12 protein-coding genes and 1 pseudogene are annotated in these 20,274 nt (G+C 68.8%); 11 read left to right on the top strand and 2 right to left on the bottom strand.

What is annotated here, in order from left to right:
* The first annotated feature begins 593 nt into the window (after window positions 1-593).
* Both OG413_RS05925 and OG413_RS05920 read left to right on the top strand, forming a co-directional pair.
* A complete protein-coding gene (locus OG413_RS05925) occupies window positions 594-8,357 on the top strand; it encodes a polymorphic toxin-type HINT domain-containing protein (protein ID WP_266803357.1) in 7,764 nt (2,587 codons plus the stop codon).
* A complete protein-coding gene (locus tag OG413_RS05920) occupies window positions 8,357-8,707 on the top strand; it encodes a hypothetical protein (protein WP_266803356.1) in 351 nt (116 codons plus the stop codon). Before OG413_RS05925 ends, OG413_RS05920 begins: the two co-directional genes overlap by 1 nt.
* Window positions 8,708-9,520: 813 nt before the next feature.
* Here OG413_RS05920 and OG413_RS46865 read toward each other — a convergent pair.
* Window positions 9,521-9,696, bottom strand: a pseudogene (locus OG413_RS46865) (IS30 family transposase); the annotation flags it as partial.
* 672 nt (window positions 9,697-10,368) lie between these two features.
* On the opposite strand from OG413_RS46865, the gene OG413_RS05910 reads away from it, so the two are divergent.
* The 9 genes from OG413_RS05910 (at window position 10,369) to OG413_RS05870 (ending at window position 19,617) form a co-directional block, all read left to right on the top strand.
* The gene (locus OG413_RS05910) at window positions 10,369-11,724 is read left to right on the top strand and encodes a M14 family metallopeptidase (protein WP_266803355.1); all 1,356 of its coding nucleotides are present in this window, start codon (window positions 10,369-10,371) and stop codon (window positions 11,722-11,724) included.
* 175 nt (window positions 11,725-11,899) lie between these two features.
* Window positions 11,900-13,747, top strand: a complete 1,848-nt coding sequence (glmS, locus tag OG413_RS05905) for a glutamine--fructose-6-phosphate transaminase (isomerizing) (protein ID WP_266803354.1) — start codon at window positions 11,900-11,902, stop codon at window positions 13,745-13,747.
* A gap of 49 nt (window positions 13,748-13,796) precedes the next feature.
* Window positions 13,797-14,165, top strand: a complete 369-nt coding sequence (locus OG413_RS05900) for a holo-ACP synthase (protein ID WP_266803353.1) — start codon at window positions 13,797-13,799, stop codon at window positions 14,163-14,165.
* A gap of 4 nt (window positions 14,166-14,169) precedes the next feature.
* Window positions 14,170-15,618 (top strand): NAD(P)H-hydrate dehydratase, encoded by a 1,449-nt coding sequence (locus tag OG413_RS05895; RefSeq protein ID WP_266803352.1) that lies wholly within the window; start codon window positions 14,170-14,172, stop codon window positions 15,616-15,618.
* A gap of 105 nt (window positions 15,619-15,723) precedes the next feature.
* On the top strand, window positions 15,724-16,116 hold the full coding sequence (locus OG413_RS05890; RefSeq protein ID WP_266803351.1) for a DUF488 domain-containing protein: 393 nt from the start codon (window positions 15,724-15,726) through the stop codon (window positions 16,114-16,116).
* A gap of 150 nt (window positions 16,117-16,266) precedes the next feature.
* Window positions 16,267-17,442: an alanine racemase gene (alr, locus tag OG413_RS05885; protein ID WP_266803350.1), complete on the top strand. Its 1,176-nt coding sequence runs from the start codon at window positions 16,267-16,269 to the stop codon at window positions 17,440-17,442.
* A gap of 12 nt (window positions 17,443-17,454) precedes the next feature.
* On the top strand, window positions 17,455-18,699 hold the full coding sequence (locus OG413_RS05880; RefSeq protein WP_266803349.1) for an alpha/beta fold hydrolase: 1,245 nt from the start codon (window positions 17,455-17,457) through the stop codon (window positions 18,697-18,699).
* Complete coding sequence (gene tsaE / locus OG413_RS05875; protein WP_266803348.1) at window positions 18,668-19,240, top strand: tRNA (adenosine(37)-N6)-threonylcarbamoyltransferase complex ATPase subunit type 1 TsaE; 573 nt, start codon at window positions 18,668-18,670, stop codon at window positions 19,238-19,240. Before OG413_RS05880 ends, tsaE begins: the two co-directional genes overlap by 32 nt.
* 146 nt (window positions 19,241-19,386) lie before the next feature.
* Complete coding sequence (locus OG413_RS05870) at window positions 19,387-19,617, top strand: hypothetical protein (RefSeq protein WP_266803347.1); 231 nt, start codon at window positions 19,387-19,389, stop codon at window positions 19,615-19,617.
* A 51-nt stretch (window positions 19,618-19,668) separates the two neighbouring features.
* Here the strand turns inward: OG413_RS05870 and OG413_RS05865 are convergent, their stop codons facing one another.
* A complete protein-coding gene (locus tag OG413_RS05865; RefSeq protein ID WP_266809925.1) occupies window positions 19,669-20,208 on the bottom strand; it encodes a hypothetical protein in 540 nt (179 codons plus the stop codon).
* Window positions 20,209-20,274: the final 66 nt, after the last annotated feature.

The raw sequence follows: 20,274 nt of genomic DNA, 5'->3' as shown, positions 1-20,274 counted from the left end.
TTCCATCCCGGGTTCGGCACAGCCGTTTCGCCGGGGCGTTCCGGAACATGCGCACGCCGTCACGTTTTCAGTGAGACCCCTGCCCTGTCACGGAATGTGGCTCGGACGGCTGAAGTGATGCCCGGGCAGGGAGGAGCGAGACAGAAGCATGCCGGATGGATCACATCGCATCCATAGGTGTGTCCATCTTGTGATGGCGGTTGGTCAGTCACCATCCGAGTCGGGTCGACCCCGCTGAGCTGCTGCTCAGGCTCACGCGGAACCCCTGCGCACTCACCCCACCATGCCCAAATGCGATGTAAGTGGACTGATTGAACCGGGCTGGGGGTTGCTTGATGCCTTGGTTTGATGTTTTGTCAGCATCTCAGATGATCTTGTTCTTGATCAGCGCCAATTTCCGCGATGGTGCATATAGGGAAGGTAAAGGGCCCTCAACGGTAAATGTCGTGTGAGTGAGATCACCAGTTGTGCAGAACATTTGACGAGTTGTGAATTTATGGATCAACATTCGCCCCATCAAATAGCCTTCGGAGCAGCGTGTTTCGCGCGGTCCGTCTGGTGGTCGGGATCGACTGTGGGGGGCCGCGGCCGTCATGTGGGGATCGCTTTCGTGGAGCGGCCGGGGAAGCCTGCCCGGTACGGAGGAGCAACGTCGTCGCCGACGCCGGGCGCGGATCGGTGTCATCACGGTTGTCGCCACCGCCGTGACGGTGGGCATGCTGCCGAGTGCGTACGCCATGCCGCTGCCCGGCTCCCGTTCCGGCGTGGAACTCGTCGATCTGCCCAAGCCCAAGCTCGCGGGCGGGCGGGACGGCGGTGACCTGGCCGAGATGACGACCGGTGATGCCCTGCCCGGCGAGGACTACGAGCCGAAGAAGATGGCCTCGCCGGCCGGCACGGGCATCACGACACCGGCCACCGGCACCGTGGACGGGCTCACACCCGGTGAGACCCAGCAGATCAGTTCGCTGCCGATCGAGATCGGCGCCCCTGCGACCGCCGACGCCGCGGAGGCGGCCGCGTTGGAGGGCGACTGGCAGGTCGCTCTCGCCGACCGGGCTGAGGTCGACGCGGCCGACATCCAGGGACTCGTCTTCACCGTCAAGCCGCCGGCCACGGCGACCGGCGACGCCACCGTCGCCCTGGACTACACGGAATTCGCCGAGCTGTACGGCGCCAACTGGGCCGACCGGCTCCAGCTCGTCAAACTTCCCGAGTGCTTCCTGACCACACCCGAAGCCGAGTCGTGCTCCGAGCCGGTCGAGGTGGACACCACCAACGTCGTCGTGCCGAAGGACAGCGATGTCGGTGGTGACGGCATCCTGGACGGCGAACGGCGCGTCGAGGCCATCCTCGACGTGGCCGAGTTCAGTGATCCGGCCGCTCCGGCCACCGGTGCCTCCGCCGTCGGCGCAGGGACGATCACCGATGCGCTGTACCGCGCCCCGCTCACCCACTCGGCCCCGCTCGCGCCCGCGCGGGCCCGTACCGCGGCGAGCGGTTCCGGTTCCTCCGTCTTCATGGCCACCTCCGGTGGCAGCGGGGCCAAGGGCGACTTCTCCGCCACCCCGCTCGCGAGCGCCGGTTCCTGGGCCGCGGGCAGCAGTTCCGGGGCCTTCACGTACACCTACGAGCTCCAGCCGCCCTCGGTCCCCGGCGGGCCCGCCCCGAGCCTGGGATTCGGGTACAACTCCCAGGGTGTCGACGGCCGTACGTCCTCCACCAACAACCAGGCGTCCTGGATCGGGGACGGCTGGGAGTACAACCCGGGCTCCATCACACGGACTTATCGCACCTGCCGTGACGACACCGAGAACGGCAACAACACCAAGCGCAAGACCAGCGACATGTGCTGGGGCTCCGACAACGCCACGCTCACCCTCGGCGGGACAACGACCGAACTCGTCAAGGACGACAACGAGAAGGGCGACGCGTGGGTCACCGCCAACGGCGACGGTTCACGGGTCCGCCTGAAGCGGGACACCTCCCTCGACAACGGTGACGATCTCGGCGAGTACTGGGAGGTCACCACCCGCGACGGCACCGTCTACTCCTTCGGCAGGCACAAGCTTCCCGGCTGGAGCGGCAACGGCGACGCGGCCGACGATCCGGTGACCGACTCCGTCCTCACGGTTCCGGTATCCGGCAATCAGCCCGGTGAGGACTGCTACGACGCCGACTTCAGCAAGTCGTTCTGCACTCGTGGCTGGCGCTGGAACCTCGACTATGTCGTCGACACCAGCGGCAGTGCCATGTCCCTGTGGTGGGACAAGGAGGAGAACCTCTACGCGCAGAACATGAAGTTCAAGAAGCCGGTCTCCTACGACCGGGGCGGCTACCTCAAGCGCATCGAGTACGGGCAGCGTACGAACACGCTCTTCAGCGCGGCACCGCTGGCCCGTGTCGACTTCACGGTGGACGAGCGCTGCTTCATGGAAGACAGCATCGCCTGCTCCGAGGCCAACTTCACCTCGGGTGACTTCGCCAAGAACCGCATCTGGTACGACACTCCCGCCGACCTTCTCTGCCGGTCCGGCAAGGACTGCTACGTGCCGGTGCCCACCTTCTGGTCACGCGTACGACTGGCTCAGGTCACCACGTACACGCAGCGCACCCAGGGCTCCACCGCTCTTTCCAAGGTGGACAGCTGGACCCTCGGCCAGTCGCTGCCCGCCGAGCGGACCGACGAGGGCACGGCACTGTGGCTGGACTCCATCACCCGCAGCGGCTACGACACGGACGGCGAGAGCATAGCTCTGCGTCCTGTCACCTTCGTCCCCAACACCCAGCCCATGCCCAACCGCGTGCGCCGGGGCCCGAAGGACCCCAACCCCATCTTCGACCGGCTGCGCATCGAGCGGATCGTCAGTGAGTACGGCGGTGAGACGCTGGTCGACTACCGCGCTCCCACCGGACCCTGCAGGACCGGAACGGGGTTCCCCGCTCCCGAGAGCAACACGGAACTGTGTTTCCCGGCCTACTGGCACCCCGACCCGGACAAGGTCGACGAGTCCATCGAGTGGTTCAACAAGTACGTCGTCGACACGGTCCAGGAACTGCCCGCGGTCAAGGGCGTCGCACACGTCAACACCTCGTACGTCTACGGTGACAACGCCGACACCAAGGGTGCCTGGGCGCTGAATCAGGCGGAATTCTCCAAGAAGAAGACCCGTACGTACGACCAGTGGCGCGGCTTCAGCCGTGTCCGTACCGTCAGCGGTGCCGACTCCGCAGACCCGTTCCAGGGCTCCGCACGTTCCATGTCCGAGGTGCGTTTCTTCCGGGGCATGAACGGGGACCCGCTCCCGGAGAACAAGAAGCGCCAGGTCACCGTCCTGGACAGCGACGGCGCGAAGATCGCCGAGGACGATCCCGCCTTTCAGGGCAGGGTCGCCGAGGAGCTCAGCTACACCGGGTACAACGGCACCCTGATCTCCAGGTCCGTCGACTATCCGGTGGCCGTGGAGCTGGCGAGCCGTACCCGCACCGGCGGCATCCCCGCGCTCAAGGCGTACCGGGTGCTGGACGATCACACCCTCACCAAGACGCGCTCCTCGGGGACGTTCGACAAGGACGAGACCCGCCAGTGGCGTTCGCTGCGGACCAACACGACGTACGACGACACCTACGGCCTGCCCGTCACCGTCGAGTCCCTGGGTGACACCGGCAAGACCGGCGACGAGTCGTGCTCGGTCCTCAGCTACGTCCACAACACCACCGCGCACCTGATCGGCCTGGAGAAGGAGACCCTCACCACGGCCGGCACCTGTGCCCAGGCCGCCTCGGCCAAGCCCGCCGCCCGCATGTCCGGCTCCCGCATCGCCTACGACAGCACTGCCTTCGGCGCCGCGCCGTCATCCGGTCTCGCGACCACGACCTGGTCCCTGACCGGCGACGGGGCGGGCTGGCAGCAGACCGCGAAGATCGGCTACGACTCCTACGGGCGTGCCGAGTCCACCACCAACGCCAAGAACGAAACCGAGCACACGACGTACGTTCCGACCACCGGCCAGGTCTACTCGGTGGTCCAGGAGAACGCCAAAAAGCACATCACCACCACGTACGTCGAGCCGGGACGCGGCACCACGCTCAAGGAGGTCGACCCCAACGGCCGGTCGACGCTCTACGCGTACGACGCGCTGGGACGCACCACCGACGGCTGGGGCACCTCGCAGGGCGCCGACGAACCCGCCTCGGTGAAGTTCACCTACAACACGGCGCCGGGCGAGCCGGTCTCCGTCGTCAGCTCGACGCTGAAGGACGACGGCACCGGCTACGACGAGTCGATGGTCTTCTACGACGGTCTCGGCCGCGAACGCCAGCGGCAGGAACCCGCGGTCGGGGACGGCCGGCTCATCACCGACACGATCTACAGTGCCAACGGCACCATCGAACGCACCAACAACGGCTATTACGCCGAGGGCGGGCCGCAGTCCGTCATGTTCGAGGTCGACTCGGACTTCAAGATCCCGAACGCCACCCTGTACAAGTACGACGGCCAGGGCCGCATCCTCGCCGAGACGCCCTACGAGGCGGGCACCACCAATCCGGCCAAGGCCACCCGCTACGACTACGGTTACGACTGGTCCACCGTCATCCCGCCCACCGGCGGTGCCGCACAGCGCAGCTGGAGCGACGCTCTGGGCCGCACCGTCCGGGTCGACTCCTTCACCGACGCGGCGCGCACATCCTTCCGCTCGACGTCGTACTCGTTCGACGCGCGCGGTGACCGGATCAAGGCCGAGGACTCCTCGAAGAACGTCTGGTCCTGGACCTACGACGCGCTCGGTCGGCAGGTCACGGCCACGGACCCGGACACCGGGACCACCCGCACCGAGTACGACGTGCTGGGCAGGCCCGAGCTCACGACCGACTCCCGCGACGTGAAGGTCTGGACCGGTTACGACGCGCTCGGCCGTCCCGTCGCGCAGCGGCGCGACTCCTCCGAGGGCGAACTTCTTTCCGAGGCCGACTACGACAAGGTCATCGGCGGCATCGGCCTTCCCTCCTCCTCCACCCGCTACACAGACCAGAAGCCGTACATCTCCACGGTCACCGGATACACCGCCGACTACCAGCCGACAGGTTCGAAGCTGACCCTGCCGGCGACGGTCGCCGCCGCTTACGGGCTCCAGGAGACGTACTCGTACGCGTACGAGTACGGCAAGAGCGGCCAGCTCAAGTCGGCCTCCCTCCCGGCGGCGGGCGGGCTGGGGCCGGAGAAGATCGTCACCCGGTACAACGATGACGGCCTGCCGATTTCCACGTCCGGCCTCGACTGGTACACGGCGGAGACCAGCTACAGCGTCTACGGAGAAGTGCTCCGGGCGGTCACGGGCGAAAATCCGAACCGGGTCTGGACGACGAATCTGTATGACGAGTCAACCGGTGAACTGACGTCCTCGATCACCGACCGGGAGTCGAAGAGCGACACCTCGGCGGTGCTCGGCAACCGTGTCAACGCACGTTCCTACGCGTACGATCCGGCCGGAAACGTCACCAAGATCGAGGACACGGTCGACGCGTACACCGACCGCCAGTGCTTCAGCTACGACCCGCTGGGTCAGCTGACGCAGGCGTGGACCACGCACGACAGCGCATGCGGCGTGAAGACGGACGGCACGCCGAGCACGGTCACCATCGGCAAGTCCGCCGACGGTTACCGCAAGACCTACACGTACGACGCCATGGGCAACCGGAAGACGGAGGTCGACCACTACCTCGGTCTCGTCAACGGCAGCACGGCGGTCGACCCGGCGAAGGACGCCACCACCACCTACTCGTACGGCAAGGCGGACGGTTCACAGCCGCACACCCTGACCGGGATGTCCTCCACGTATGTGACGGACGCCGGAGCGAAGGTCACCGAGGCGTCGACCCGTACGTACGACAAGGCCGGCAATACCGAGACACGGATCGACGGCGGTGACGAACAGGGCCTGAAGTGGACCTGGGACGGAAAGCTGGAGAAGGTCACCGGCTTCGGCGAGACCGGGGCGGGGGCCTGGACCGGCCTCTCCGGCAAGTGCCTCGACCTGTCCTCCTCGTCCACGGTCGCCGGAACGGCACTCCAGCTCTTCTCCTGCAACGGCACCAGGGCGCAGCAACTGCGGATCGACGGCTCGACGCCGACCGACTCCTCCAAGGGCGCGCTGAAGGTCCTCGACCGCTGTGCCGTACCCAAGGGCGGTGCCGGCGCTGACGGCACACCCGTCGTGATCGCGGACTGCACGGGCGCGGCGGCCCAGGAGTGGACCGCCGTCGCCACCGGCCACAAGCTCAAGCACGTGGCCTCGGGCAAGTGCCTGGTGGTACCGGGCGCCAACCCCGCTGTCGGCACCGACCTCCAGCTCGGCGCCTGTGACACGAACGGCGCGTCCCAGTCGTGGGCCCCGGCGGACGAGACCACGTACGTCTACGGCCCGTCCGGCGAACGGCTGATGGCGCTCACCGCGAATACACGAACCCTGTTCCTCGGGGACACCACGGTCTCGGTCAACAGCGACGGGACGCCGGCCTACACCGAGCGCTACTACCAGCAGCCGGGCGCACCGGTCGTCATGCGGTTCAAGCAGGGCGGCGGCGCCGAGCAGGTGTCGATGCAGGTCACCGACCAGAACGGCACGGCCTACATCAACGTCCAGCTGGCGGCGGGCAACGCGGTCAAGTTCGACAAGACCGACCCGTTCGGCGCCAAGCGAAACGAATCCGCCAACTGGTCCTCGCACAAGGGCTACATCGGAGGAAACGACGACAAGGCCAGCGGTCTGATCCATCTGGGCGCGCGCGAGTACGAACCGGAGACGGGCCGTTTCCTCTCCGCCGACCCGGTCCTTGACCTGGCCGATCCGGTCCAGATGAACGGGTACGTCTACTGCGAGAACAACCCGGTGACGTTCGCCGACCCGTCCGGTCTGGCATCGGACGGCGGCGGCGTGTCCGGTTACGGCGGTGGTGGTGGCGTCGACAGTGCTGAGGAGGCGTGGGCCAAGAAGCAGCTGAACACGTCGCTGTCCGACATCATCCTGAACATCGGCTGGGCCGTGTTCAAGGAGTTCGTCGGCTGGAACGACGTCGTGAGCTGCTTCTCGCGCGGCGACATGTGGGCCTGCGGCTCGCTGATCATCGACGCCATCCCGTGGACCGCGGTCTTCAGCAAGGGCAAGAAGATCTGGCGCGCGGTCGAGATGACCTTCAACGCGATCAGCGCCTGGCGCAAGGCCCAGGAGAAGGCCCGAAAGATCATCGCGATGGCCAAGGCAGCCCGCGAGGCCGCGAAGAAGGCAGCCGCGGCGGTCAAGGCGGCGGCGAAGAAGGCCGCGCAGGCGAAGAAACGAGCACAGGAAGCGGCCACCAGACAGGTCAAGAAGGCGGCCGAGAAAACAGGCAACGCGGTCCAGAAGACCAAGAGAGCCGCCGCCAAGAGCAATGAGAAGCCAAAGAGCGCCGCGGCTCGCAGCAGCGGGAAGGAAGGCGGCGGCAAAAAGAGCGGCGGCAGCTGCGCGGTAGGCAACAGCTTCGTCCCCGGCACCCAGGTGGTGATGGCGGACGGGTCGACCAAGCCGATCGAGAAGGTCAAGAACGGCGACGAAGTTCTCGCGACGAACCCGGAGACGGGCGAGACGAGCGCCGAGACGGTCACGGCCGAGATCGAGGGCAAGGGCGTCAAGCACCTGGTCGGCGTCACGATCGACACCGACGGCGACAAGGGCGACGACACCGCCTCGGTCACGGCGACGGACGGTCACCCGTTCTGGGTCCAGGAGCTGGGCGAATGGGTCGATGCCGCCGACCTCAAGTCCGGCGAATGGCTCCGCACCAGTGCCGGCACGTACGTCCAGATCACCGAGGTCGAACGCTGGACTGCTCCGGACGAGACGGTCCACAACCTCACTGTCCGTGATGCTCATACGTACTATGTGGTGGCGGAGGCTACTCCGGTCCTGGTCCACAACTGTGGAAAGAAGCTCACCGATGTTGCCCTCGGAACGTCGGACAATAAGCTGGAGGAATGGGCGATTGAAAAAGGCTACACCCATTTCATGAGGGAGACGCGTGATGGTTCCATCTCGAGCGCCGCAGATGCGATGAATTACCACCCTGAGGCCACCATCCACGTACGTCTTGACGGATTCACGTTGGAGAACAAAAGGTCGGGAAATCCGGCGGAGGTATTCGACTACGCAGTGCAGCAGGGGCACGGCGACAACTGGTTTACGACGCAACGGGAGATGGCGTTCCTGGAGCGAGCTTTCCGGGTGGGGAACCTTGACAGCAGTCGACTCAGGTTTTACCTGGGGGGTAGTAATATCACATCGGAAGTCCTCAAGGGTTCCAAGTACCTAGGAGGTTCGTAGTGACCTTGGTCGCGGCCTGGGAGAGGCCGTTCCGCATGTGGCATTTCTCGGTGAGCTTCAACTCGCTGCTGCTTCGCAGCCTCCGCGATGACGCCTCTCCGGCTCGAGTGGATGTTCTTTTCTCGAACGTCTTCTTTCTTCAGATGCCCACGACGTGTTCGCAACTTGAGATTCGTACGGGAGAAGGCATTGATGCGCCGAAGGTGGAGATTCCGGCCGGTACTCGTGGGCAGTGGTACACCATCAATTCAGGGAAGGGGTACCTCTATGCCACCCATTGCGAATGGCACGAGGACGAAGGCACCGCGATGTCCCCGTCCCGCTTCGGTCCTCTGAGGAGGACGGACTAAACTGAGTCTCCCGAAGTCGCCTCGATCAAGAGGTGAGCAAGGGGGTCTGTGAAACGGGCCGCATCATGTCAGCAATGACATTATGCGGCCCGTCGGGCTTCGGCCTGCTGGTTCCGGGGCGGTCGGATTCGGGTGTCTGTCGTGATCCGTTTTCGATGAGCCGAATGGGCGTGAATCCATTACGGGGTTCATGGATTTCGCTCCTGGGGATGAAATAAATCTTCCCGGGTCTCGACTGTATATTGCTGACGGGAATAAGGGAACCGAGGAGATAAGGACCTGGGCATGCCTGTGCGGTCCCCTGAATCACTGCCGCTGGTGTCCTGGCTCGGCTGCTGGAGCGCTCAGGAGAGGGTCGATGCTTTGACGCTCTGATTGGGGAGGGTGAGGATGCGGGGCCTCTCTTCTTTCCGGCCGGGTCTACGCCTGACCTGGCGCCCCTTGAAGAGCTGGAACTGGGAGATCAAATTTTCACTCCGGTGGTACTTGGCGGTGGGCGGCAGGATAGGCATGCGAGCGTTTTGGATCTTGCTGTCGAGGGGAATCTTCGCACGCGGATCATGAGCGTGGGCTAGCCTTGATGCCGGCGGGTCGGCGTGGGGGATTGAGTGGTTCCTGTTTCAGGCCCTGAACGGTCATCTTTGGTAAAGTTCGCATATTTGTTTGTGATCTCTTCCGAGGGGTGATCTCCGAGAACGGTGAGGGATAGATTTTTTGGCGTGGAATCGTCAATAACCCGCCTGCTGCCCGCGGCAACAGCTTTGAGGACTTGTCAGGTGTGGAGTGAATTACCGAGGTCGTCGCAACACATGATCACTGACGTGTGGTGGCGAATGGCATCGACAGACGCTCGGCTTGGGATTCCCGGTCGAGCGTCTTGCGTAACGGCTGTTGAGTTCGGTGGCGACGGTATTCAGATGCTCACGGGCATGGGTGGCCAGGTTGGTGCCCTTGGGGACGTACTGTCGTGGTGGACCATTGGTGTTCTCGGTGTCGTCTTCCTCGTACAAGTACCTGGATGCGCCGGAAGCCGAAGCCTCCACTCGGTTCGGAGGCTTCGGCTTCCCTGTGGGCGGCGAGTGCCAGCCGTTGCGCGATCTCTTGCCGGTCCGCCGGTTGATGCCGACTATCCGGCCGGCCTCTCCGTTGCCGTAGCCCTGTGCATGAGCTGGAAGTATGCCTCCCGATCACCCGCCAGATGGCAGCCTCCGCCTACCTCCCGGTCATCCCGATTTTGAAGTCCACTACTTCCCCTGAATTGGGGTGTTGCGGCGATCACTGGAACTCAAGGCGCTCTGGTGGGCTTCCGCGTTGGGTGGCGGCAGTAATGGTCGGCAACGTCAGTGGATGAAGCTGGTGCAGGTGGCTGTTCATCGCTGTTTGGTTAGTCGTCTAGGCGGCCTGCGGTTCGGATCAACTGTTTTCCTTCTGGCCTCAGTTGGAGCGATCGCGGTGTCGTCGATGCTTGTCGGCAGGTGGCCCCGAGGTGGTAAGCCGAGCTGCTCATCCCTCGCGCCCAAGCCTGGCGGCTCAGCGTGTATCCCGCATCAGAACCCACCCTTGGCCGGAACCATCCTCTTGACCCGGCCATGTCACGACACGACCATATGCGCGTCGCACAGGTCCATCCCCCCACCCATCCGGACTCAGGAGACTCCAGCATGCGACTTCTCCACGCACGGAAATCCCGGCCGACGAGAACCAGGCGGAACGCCACCCTCGCCGTCCTGCTCGCCCTCGGACTCGCCGCTCCCGTCACCGCCGTCGCCAGTGCCGACACCTCGGCGCGCAGCGCGGTCGTCGCCGCGGACGAGCAGACCTCCCAGTACGAGATCACCGGGCGCACCACCGCCGCCGCCCGCACCGAGATCGCCCGCACCGGGGTCTCGATCGACGAGGTGCACGACCATGGCATCGTGATCACCGCGGACGCCGCCCAGGCCAGGAAGCTCCGGGCGCGCGGCCATGTGCTGGCGGCGCTGCCCGCGCCTCAGGCCGAACCGGTCGCGGCGGGTGACGCCGGGATCCTCGACTTTCCGCCGTCCGACTCCGGCTACCACAACTACGCCGAGATGAACGCGGAGATCGACGCGCGCATCGCCGCGTACCCCTCGATCATGAGCAAGCGGGTGATCGGGAAGACCTACCAGGGCCGGGACATCGTCGCGATCAAGGTCAGCGACAACGTCGGCACCGACGAGGCCGAGCCCGAGGTCCTCTTCACCGCCCACCAGCACGCCCGCGAGCACCTGACCGTCGAGATGTCGCTCTACCTGCTCCGCGAACTCGGTGAGGACTACGGCACCGACTCCCGGATCACCCAGGCGGTCAACGGCCGCGAGCTGTGGATCGTGCCGGACCTGAACCCCGACGGCGGCGAGTACGACATCGCGTCGGGCTCGTACCGCAGCTGGCGCAAGAACCGGCAGCCCAATTCCGGCTCCAGCTCCGTGGGAACGGACCTCAACCGCAACTGGGCCTACAAGTGGGGCTGCTGCGGTGGCTCCTCCTCCAGCACGTCGTCGGAGACCTACCGCGGGGCCGCGGCCGAATCCGCGCCCGAGACGAAGGTCGTCGCCGACTTCGTCCGCAGCCGGGTGGTCGGCGGGAAGCAGCAGATCACGGCGGGCATCGACTTCCACACGTACAGCCAGCTGGTGCTGTGGCCGTTCGGCTACACCTACGACGACACCGCCACCGGCATGACGGCCGACGACCGCAACGCGTTCGCCGCCGTCGGCAAGAAGATGGGTGCGAGCAACGGCTACACCGCCGAACAGTCCAGTGACCTCTACATCACCGACGGGTCGATCGACGACTGGCTGTGGGGTTCGCAGAGGATCTTCTCCTACACCTTCGAGATGTATCCGGGATCGGCCGGGGGCGGCGGCTTCTACCCGCCCGACGAGGTGATCGAGCGGGAGACCTCGCGCAACCGGGACGCGGTGCTCCAGCTGATCGAGAACGCGGACTGCATGTACCGGTCGATCGGCAAGCAGGCGCAGTACTGCTCCTGACGGCCGGACGGGCGCGGTACCGCGCCCGACGGCCGGACAGGCCGAAGCGCGGGGCGTGATCGGCTGCTCCTCGGGGCGCGTCCGGGACTTGCGGAACCGGTGCGTCCGAAGGGTGGCTGATCCGTCCCGCGTGCTCCTCCGCCTGTGAGGTGGCTGCGGCCTTTAGGGTGCCGATATGTGCGGAATCGTGGGTTACGTCGGTGGGCAGTCGGCGCAGGACGTCGTCGTCGCAGGTCTCAAGCGCCTCGAATACCGGGGCTACGACTCGGCGGGTGTCGCCGTTCTCGCGGACGGTGGGCTGGCCGCCGCGAAGAAGGCGGGCAAGCTCGTCAATCTGGAGAAGGAGCTGAAGGACCGGCCGCTTCCGGCCGGGCACACCGGCATCGGGCACACCCGGTGGGCCACCCACGGGGCGCCCAACGACATCAATGCCCATCCGCATCTGGACAACGCGGGCCGGGTCGCCGTCGTGCACAACGGGATCATCGAGAACTTCGCCGCGCTCCGGCACGAGCTCGTCGGGCGCGGGCACGCGCTGGGGTCGGAGACCGACACCGAGGTGGTGGCGCACCTGCTGGCCGAGGCGTTCTCCGGGTGCGGGGAGCTGGCCGAGGCGATGCGGCAGGTGTGCCGGAGGCTGGAGGGGGCCTTCACCCTCGTCGCCGTGCACGCCGATCAGCCCGACGTCGTGGTGGGCGCCCGGCGCAACTCGCCGCTGGTCGTGGGAGTGGGCGAGGGCGAGGTGTTCCTCGCCTCCGACGTCGCCGCGTTCATCGCGCACACCCGCGCCGCGATCGAACTGGGGCAGGACCAGGTCGTCGAGCTGAGCCGGGCGGGCGTCGTCGTCACCGGGTTCGACGGGCGGGCCGCCGAGGTGCGCGAGTACCACGTGGACTGGGACGCCTCCGCCGCCGAGAAGGGCGGCTACGACTACTTCATGCTCAAGGAGATCGCCGAGCAGCCCAAGGCCGTCGCGGACACCCTCCTCGGGCGGATCGACCAGGAGGGCTCCCTGCTGCTGGACGAGGTGCGCATCGCGCCCGGTGTGCTCCGGGAGATCGACAAGGTCGTCGTCGTGGCCTGCGGGACCGCGTTCCACGCCGGGATGATCGCCAAGTACGCCATCGAGCACTGGACCCGGCTGCCCTGCGAGACCGAGCTGGCCAGCGAGTTCCGCTACCGCGACCCGATCCTCGACCACCGCACCCTCGTCATCGCCATCTCGCAGTCCGGCGAGACCATGGACACGCTCATGGCCGTGCGGCACGCCCGCGAACAGGGCGCGAAGGTCCTCGCCATCTGCAACACGAATGGATCGACCATCCCCAGGGAGTCCGACGCCGTCCTCTACACGCACGCCGGACCCGAGGTCGCCGTCGCCTCCACCAAGGCGTTCCTCACCCAGCTCGTTGCCTGCTACCTCGTCGCCCTGTACCTCGGACAGGTGCGCGGGACGAAGTGGGGCGACGAGATCCGGACCGTCGTACGGCAGCTCTCGGCCATCTCCGAGCAGGTCGAGCGGGTTCTGGCGACCATGGAGCCCGTACGCGCGCTGGCGCGGTCCCTCGCCGACAAGAACACCGTGCTCTTCCTCGGACGCCACGTCGGCTACCCGGTCGCCCTCGAAGGCGCGCTGAAGCTCAAGGAACTCGCGTACATGCACGCCGAGGGCTTCGCCGCGGGCGAGCTCAAGCACGGGCCGATCGCACTCATCGAGGAGGACCTGCCGGTCGTCGTGATCGTGCCCTCGCCGCGCGGCCGCTCCCTGCTGCACGACAAGATCGTGTCGAACATCCAGGAGATCAGGGCCCGCGGCGCCCGCACCATCGTCATCGCCGAGGAGGGCGACGAGGCCGTCGCTCCGTACGCCGACCACCTCATCAGCATCCCCGTTACGCCTACGCTGCTTCAGCCGCTGGTCTCCACCGTGCCGCTCCAGGTCTTCGCCTGTGAGCTCGCGACGGCCCGCGGCAACGAGGTGGACCAGCCGCGCAATCTGGCGAAGTCCGTGACCGTGGAGTGAGACGGAGAGGGGCAGGAAGCATGACAAGGGGAGTGGCGAGGGTGAGCTCGTGATCATCGGGGTGGGGATCGACGTGGCCGAGATCGAGCGCTTCGGCGCGGCGCTGGAGCGTACGCCCCAGATGGCTCAGCGGCTCTTCGTGCAACGGGAGTTGACGCTGCCGAGCGGGGAGCGGCGCGGCGTCGCCTCGCTGGCCGCCAGGTTCGCCGCCAAGGAGGCCCTGGCGAAGGCGCTCGGCGCACCGGCCGGGCTGCACTGGACCGACGCCGAGGTCTGGGTCGAGGACTCAGGGCAGCCCCGGCTGCGGGTGCGCGGCTCGGTCGCGGCGCGCGCCGCCGAGCTCGGCGTACGGAGCTGGCACGTGTCCCTCAGCCACGACGCGGGGGTGGCGTCGGCCGTGGTGATCGCGGAGGGTTGACCGTATGCGACGTGCGTACAGCGTGGAGACCGTACGGGCCGCCGAGGCGGCACTCCTCTCACGGCTGCCGGAGGGCGCCCTGATGCGACGGGCCGCCGCCGGGCTCGCCGTGGCCTGCGGCGATCTGCTCCGGCGCAACGGCCGGGTGTACGGCTCCCGGGTCCTGCTCCTGGTCGGCAGCGGCGACAACGGCGGCGACGCGCTGTACGCGGGGGCCCGGCTGGCCAGGCGGGGCGCGGGCGTACGGGCCCTGCTGACCTCGCCGGACAAGGTCCACGCGGGCGGGCTCGCCGCGCTGGAGGCGGCCGGTGGGCGGGTGCTCGACAGCCCGGACGGACTCGGCGCCGTCGACCTCGTCGTGGACGGCATCACCGGGATCGGCGGGCGCGGCGGGCTGCGCCCGGAGGCCGCCGCGCTGGTGCGGGCGGTGACCGGGTCACGGGCCCCGGTCCTCGCGGTGGACCTGCCCAGCGGGGTGGAGGCCGACAGCGGGGAGATCCACGGGACGGCCGTGCGGGCGGACGCGACGGTCACCTTCGGCACGTACAAACCGGGTCTGCTCATCGACCCGGCCGCCGAACGGGCGGGCGCCCTGCGGCTCGTGGACATCGGCCTGGGGCCCGACCTGCCCGAGCCGCCGGACCTGGAGGCGTTGCAGTACGCGGACGTCGCGGCCCTGCTGCCGGTTCCGGGCGCCGAGAGCGACAAGTACCGGCGCGGGGTCGTCGGTGTCGTCGCCGGGTCGGAGCGCTACCCGGGCGCGGCGGTGCTCGCGGTCGCGGGCGCGCTGCGCGGCGGTGCCGGGGCGGTGCGGTACGTCGGACCGGGCGCCGACGCGGTGATCACCCGCTACCCGGAGGCGCTGGTGCACGCCGGGCCGCCGTCGAAGGCCGGGCGGGTGCAGGCCTGGGTGGTGGGGCCGGGGCTCGGGGACGGTACGGCGGCCGGGGCGGCGGTCGCCGACGTGCTGGCCTCGGACGTCCCGGTACTCGTCGACGCGGACGGGCTGCGGCTGATGGACGCCGACGCCGTCCGTACGCGCGGCGCCGCCACGGTGCTCACCCCGCACGCCGGGGAGGCCGCCGCGCTGCTAGGCGTACCGCGCGAGGAGGTCGAGGCGGGCCGGCTCGCCGCCGTACGGGAGCTGGCAGCCCGCTACCGCGCCACGGTCCTGCTCAAGGGATCGACCACCCTGGTCGCCGAGGCCCGTGACACACCCGTACGGGTCAACCCGACCGGTACCTCCTGGCTCGCCACCGCGGGCAGCGGCGACGTGCTCTCCGGGCTGACCGGGTCGCTGCTGGCCGCCGGGCTCGCCCCGCGCGACGCCGCGTCGGTGGGCGCGTACCTGCACGGCCTCGCGGCCCGGCACGGCTCGGACGGGGCACCGGTCGCCGCCCAGGACGTCGCCGACCGGATCCAGGCAGCCTGGCGCGACGTGCGGGCCGGGTGAGATGCGCGGGCCGGGTGGGACATGCGGGCTTGGTGGGACATGCGGGCAGGGTGGGACCGCTTCAGGGTGGGGGGAGCGGGGGCGGGCGGAGAGGCGGTCGGTGCGGTGAGCGGTTCGGACGCGGATTCCGTACGCGTACGCAGGGTCTACGACCCGCCCGAGGACGGTGACGGCACCAGGGTCCTGGTCGACCGGCTCTGGCCGCGCGGCGTGTCCAAGGAGCGGGCCGCGATCGATCTGTGGCTGAAGGACATCACCCCGTCGGACGAGCTGCGGTCCTGGTACCACCAGGACCGGTCCGGCGCCCGGTACGACGACTTCGTCGACCGCTACCGCACCGAGCTGGGCGACCCGGCCCACACGGAGGCCGTCGACCGGCTGATCGCCCTGGTGCGCGAGGGCGGACCGGTGACCCTGGTCACGGCCGTGAAGGACGTACCCGCCAGTCATGTCCCGGTCCTGGTCGACCATCTGGAGCACGCGCTGAAGTACCACTGACACCTCGACAGGGGCCTGCCGGAGCCTCGGAGGTGTCGTTCCGCACGACGGCGGGACCGGGGTTCGAACGGATGACCGGGAGACGGTTGACCGGGCGGGCGGACGGGCGGTGACGGGATGCCGCCGTACGCCTCTGAGAGACTGGGCGCGATGAACGAGACAGCGCCCCTGAGAGCCCGTGCCGAGATCGACCTCGCCGCGCTGCGCGCCAACGTGCGCGTCCTGCGCGCGCGGGCGGGCGGAGCGCACCTCATGGCCGTGGTGAAATCCGACGCCTACGGGCACGGCGCGGTGCCCTGCGCGAAGGCCGCCCTGGAGGCGGGCGCGACCTGGCTGGGCACCGCGACCCCGCACGAGGCGCTGGCCCTGCGGGCCGCCGGGCTCGGCGGCCCGCTCCTGTGCTGGCTGTGGACGCCGGGCGGCCCCTGGCGCGAGGCGATCGAGGCCGGCATCGACGTGTCGGTCAGCGGCATGTGGGCGCTGCGCGAGGCCGTCGCCGCGGCCACCGCGGCCGGCCGCCCGGCCCGTATCCAGCTCAAGGCCGACACCGGCCTCGGACGCAACGGCTGCCAGCCCGCCGACTGGCCCGAACTGGTCGCCGAAGCGCTCGCCGCCGAGACGGCGGGCCTGGCCAAGGTCACCGGACTCTGGTCCCACTTCGCCTGCGCCGACGAGCCGGGCCACCCCTCGATCGCCGCCCAGCTCGGCGTGTTCCGCGACATGGTCGCGTACGCGGAGAAGGCGGGCGCCGAGCCCGAGGTGCGGCACATGGCCAACTCCCCGGCCACGCTGACCCTCCCCGAGGCGCACTTCGACCTCGTCCGGACCGGGATCGCGATGTACGGCATCTCGCCCAGCCCCGAGCTGGGCACGTCCGCCGACTTCGGGCTGCGCCCCGTGATGACGCTCGCCGCGTCCGTCGCCCTGGTCAAGGAGGTCCCGGCCGGCCACGGCGTCAGCTACGGGCACCACTACACGACCTCCGCCGAGACCACCCTCGGCCTGATCCCCGTCGGCTACGCGGACGGCGTCCCGCGCCACGCCTCGGGCCGCGGCCCGGTCCTCGTCGACGGCAAGGTGCGCACGATCGCGGGCCGCGTGGCCATGGACCAGTTCGTCGTCGACCTCGATGGCGACCGGCCGGAGACCGGCGCGGACGCCGTGCTGTTCGGGCCGGGGGACCGGGGCGAGCCGACCGCCGAGGACTGGGCGGTGGCCTCCGACACGATCGCGTACGAGATCGTCACCCGGATCGGGGCACGGGTGCCCCGGGTGTACGTGAACGAGCGGGACGAGCCGCACGAGACCCCGACCGACAACGACTAGGAGCGCGGCACGGTGAGCGAGAGCAGCGCGGGGGACGTGGCGGCGGCGACAGCGGCCGCGGCGGCAGGCTGGCGCCGGGCGGGTGTCGCGGGGGCCGCGATAGGAGTGCTCGCCGCGGGTGCGGCGGCCGGGGTCGCGGTCGAGCGGCTCACCGTGGGGCGCGGCATGCGCAAGCGGGCCCGGCTGGCGCTGGACGCCACCGGCCCCTACGGCTCGCTGCGAGGCATGCCGGGTCGGGCCCTCGCGGACGACGGGACCGAGCTGTACTACGAGGTCGACGAGGTCGAGCCGCCCGCCCCGGAGACCGGGGCGGGCGGGAGCGGCACCGGTTCGCGGCGGCGACGGCTCTTCGGACGCAAGGCTCCCGGACCGGTCACCGTCGTCTTCAGCCACGGCTACTGCCTCAGCCAGGACTCCTGGCACTTCCAGCGGGCGGCGCTGCGCGGTCTGGTGCGTACGGTCCACTGGGACCAGCGCAGCCACGGCCGCTCCGAGCGCGGCCGGGCCCAGGCCGACGGCGTACCGGTCGGCATCGACCAGCTCGGCCGTGACCTGAAGGCGGTCATCGACGCGGCGGCCCCCGAGGGCCGGCTGGTCCTGGTCGGGCACTCGATGGGCGGCATGACGATGATGGCGCTCGCCGACCAGTACCCGGCCCTGATCCGCGACCGGGTGGCCGCCGTCGCGTTCATCGGCACGTCGAGCGGGAAGCTCGGCGAGGTGAGCTTCGGGCTGCCGGTGGCGGGCGTGAACGCGGTGCGCCGGGTGCTGCCCGGGGTGCTGAAGGCGCTCGGTTCGCAGGCGGAGCTGGTGGAGCGGGGGCGGCGGGCCACGGCCGACCTCTTCGCGGGGCTGATCAAGCGGTACTCGTTCGGGTCGAGGGACGTGGACCCGGCGGTGGCGCGGTTCGCCGAGCGGCTGATCGAGTCCACCCCGATCGACGTGGTCGCCGAGTTCTATCCCGCCTTCACCGAACACGACAAGAGCGGGGCGCTGCCCGCGTTCCGCGAGGTCCCGGTGCTGATCCTCGCGGGCGACAAGGACCTGGTGACGCCCAGCTCGCACAGCGAGGCCATCGCGGACGTGCTGCCGGACGCCGAGCTGGTGATCGTGCCGGACGCGGGGCACCTGGTGATGCTGGAGCACCCGGAGACCGTCACCGACCGGCTCGCGGACCTGCTGGTGAGGATCGGCGCGGTGCCCGCGGCGGCTAACGTTGGCGAGCATGGAAGCACCGCACAACAGCCCGGCCGCTGAGGTCCCCGAGGGCGCCGAGTCCCGCACCGCGGACGTGGAGCCCCGTACCGCGGACGGGCAAGCCGTCACCGTACGGATGACCGTCGAGTCCCCCGAAGAGATGCGGGAGCTGGGCCGCCGGCTCGCCCGCGTGCTGGCCCCCGGCGACCTGGTGATGCTCACCGGCGAGCTGGGCGCCGGAAAGACGACGCTGACCCGGGGCCTCGGTGAGGGGCTCGGGGTGCGCGGCGCCGTCACGTCCCCCACCTTCGTGATCGCCCGGGTCCATCCGTCGCTGGGCGACGGTCCCGCACTGGTCCATGTCGACGCGTACCGCCTGGGCGGCGGGCTCGACGAGATGGAGGACCTCGACCTCGATGTGTCCCTGCCGGATTCGGTGGTGGTCGTGGAGTGGGGCGACGGCAAGGTCGAGGAGCTGTCGGACGACCGGCTCCAGGTGCTCATCGGCCGGGCGGTCGGCGACACGGACGACGAACGCCGCGAGGTGACGCTGGTCGGGATCGGGGCGCGCTGGGCGGGGCTGCGGGAGGAATTGGCGTAAGGCGGCGGTGCGGGTGTCCCGAGGGGCTCTTTCCGACAGGCCGTCGGTAAATTGTTGCGCGGGGGACGGTGGGCGTGGTCACATGGAGAGGAGACCTGGTTAGGTCTACCTAACCAGGTCTCCTCAGCGGAGCCCAGGAGGCATCCATGCCGACGCCCGAGCGTGAAGAGCGGCCGCAGTCGTCCCCGTCCCCGTCACCCTCCACAACGTCACCGTCCACAACGACGACGTCGACAACGACGCCGTCCGCCCTGTCGATGAAGGATCTGCTGGCCTCGTGCGCGGCGGCGACCGCGGTCTCGACGCCGCCGTGCGCGCAGGACGAGCCGGACGAGGGTGCGCCGGACGCGGCGCCGGTTCGGCGCCGGGCCGCGTAGGGGGACCGGTTCCGCTCCGGGTCCACGGGACAGTTCCCGCTGCCGCTCCCGTTACGGGACGACGACGACCTTCGCGCTGACCGTCGCGAACGTCCACATCGCGTTGCCGTCCGCGCGCTTCATGCGTACGCCGCCGGTCTTCGTGGTCGGGTTCGGGCTCTCCATCGAGCCGTCCTGTGCCGCGCTGAAGCCCACGGACACGTCGCCGACGTTCGCGAAGCGCACCACGTGCTCGATCAGCACGCCGTCCGAGCCCTGGATGCTGCCGGAGCGCGAGGTGACCGCGTAGGTCCCGGGGAGCGGGCTGACGGTGCTCGGCATCACGGTGAACGTCCGGCCGGCCTTCTCACCGGCGTTCACCAGCCACACCCGGCGGTCCTTCAGCGCGTACACGACGCGCACCCCGGTGCCGGAGTCGGCCGGGATCGCGAGGGGGTCGGTCTTCGGGGCCTTGGGCTTCGCGGAGGGGTGGAGCGAGGCGGAGGAGGACGCCTTCGGGGTGACGGCGGCCACCGAATCCGGTGCGTTCGCCGATGCCTGGTAGGCGAGGAAGCTGACCGCGACGACAGCCGCCGCAGTGAGCCCGGCCACGATTCCCGAGCTTCCCCTTGCCACCGTGAGCTCCCCTTTCGGATGCGGACTGCCGCATGTCATACA

Origin of the sequence: Streptomyces sp. NBC_01433, assembly GCF_026340105.1 — a bacterium.
Lineage (GTDB): Bacteria > Actinomycetota > Actinomycetes > Streptomycetales > Streptomycetaceae > Streptomyces.
This window is presented reverse-complemented; position numbering and strand designations above follow the sequence as displayed.

Bases quoted from the DNA above. Each gene is read 5' to 3' on its own strand.
- tsaE (WP_266803348.1), top strand. From the start codon at position 18,668: ATGGAAGCACCGCACAACAGCCCGGCCGCTGAGGTCCCCGAGGGCGCC.
- OG413_RS05910 (WP_266803355.1), top strand. From the start codon at position 10,369: ATGCGACTTCTCCACGCACGGAAATCCCGGCCGACGAGAACCAGGCGG.
- alr (WP_266803350.1), top strand. From the start codon at position 16,267: ATGAACGAGACAGCGCCCCTGAGAGCCCGTGCCGAGATCGACCTCGCC.
- glmS (WP_266803354.1), top strand. From the start codon at position 11,900: ATGTGCGGAATCGTGGGTTACGTCGGTGGGCAGTCGGCGCAGGACGTC.
- OG413_RS05870 (WP_266803347.1), top strand. From the start codon at position 19,387: ATGCCGACGCCCGAGCGTGAAGAGCGGCCGCAGTCGTCCCCGTCCCCG.
- OG413_RS05895 (WP_266803352.1), top strand. From the start codon at position 14,170: ATGCGACGTGCGTACAGCGTGGAGACCGTACGGGCCGCCGAGGCGGCA.
- OG413_RS05925 (WP_266803357.1), top strand. From the start codon at position 594: ATGTGGGGATCGCTTTCGTGGAGCGGCCGGGGAAGCCTGCCCGGTACG.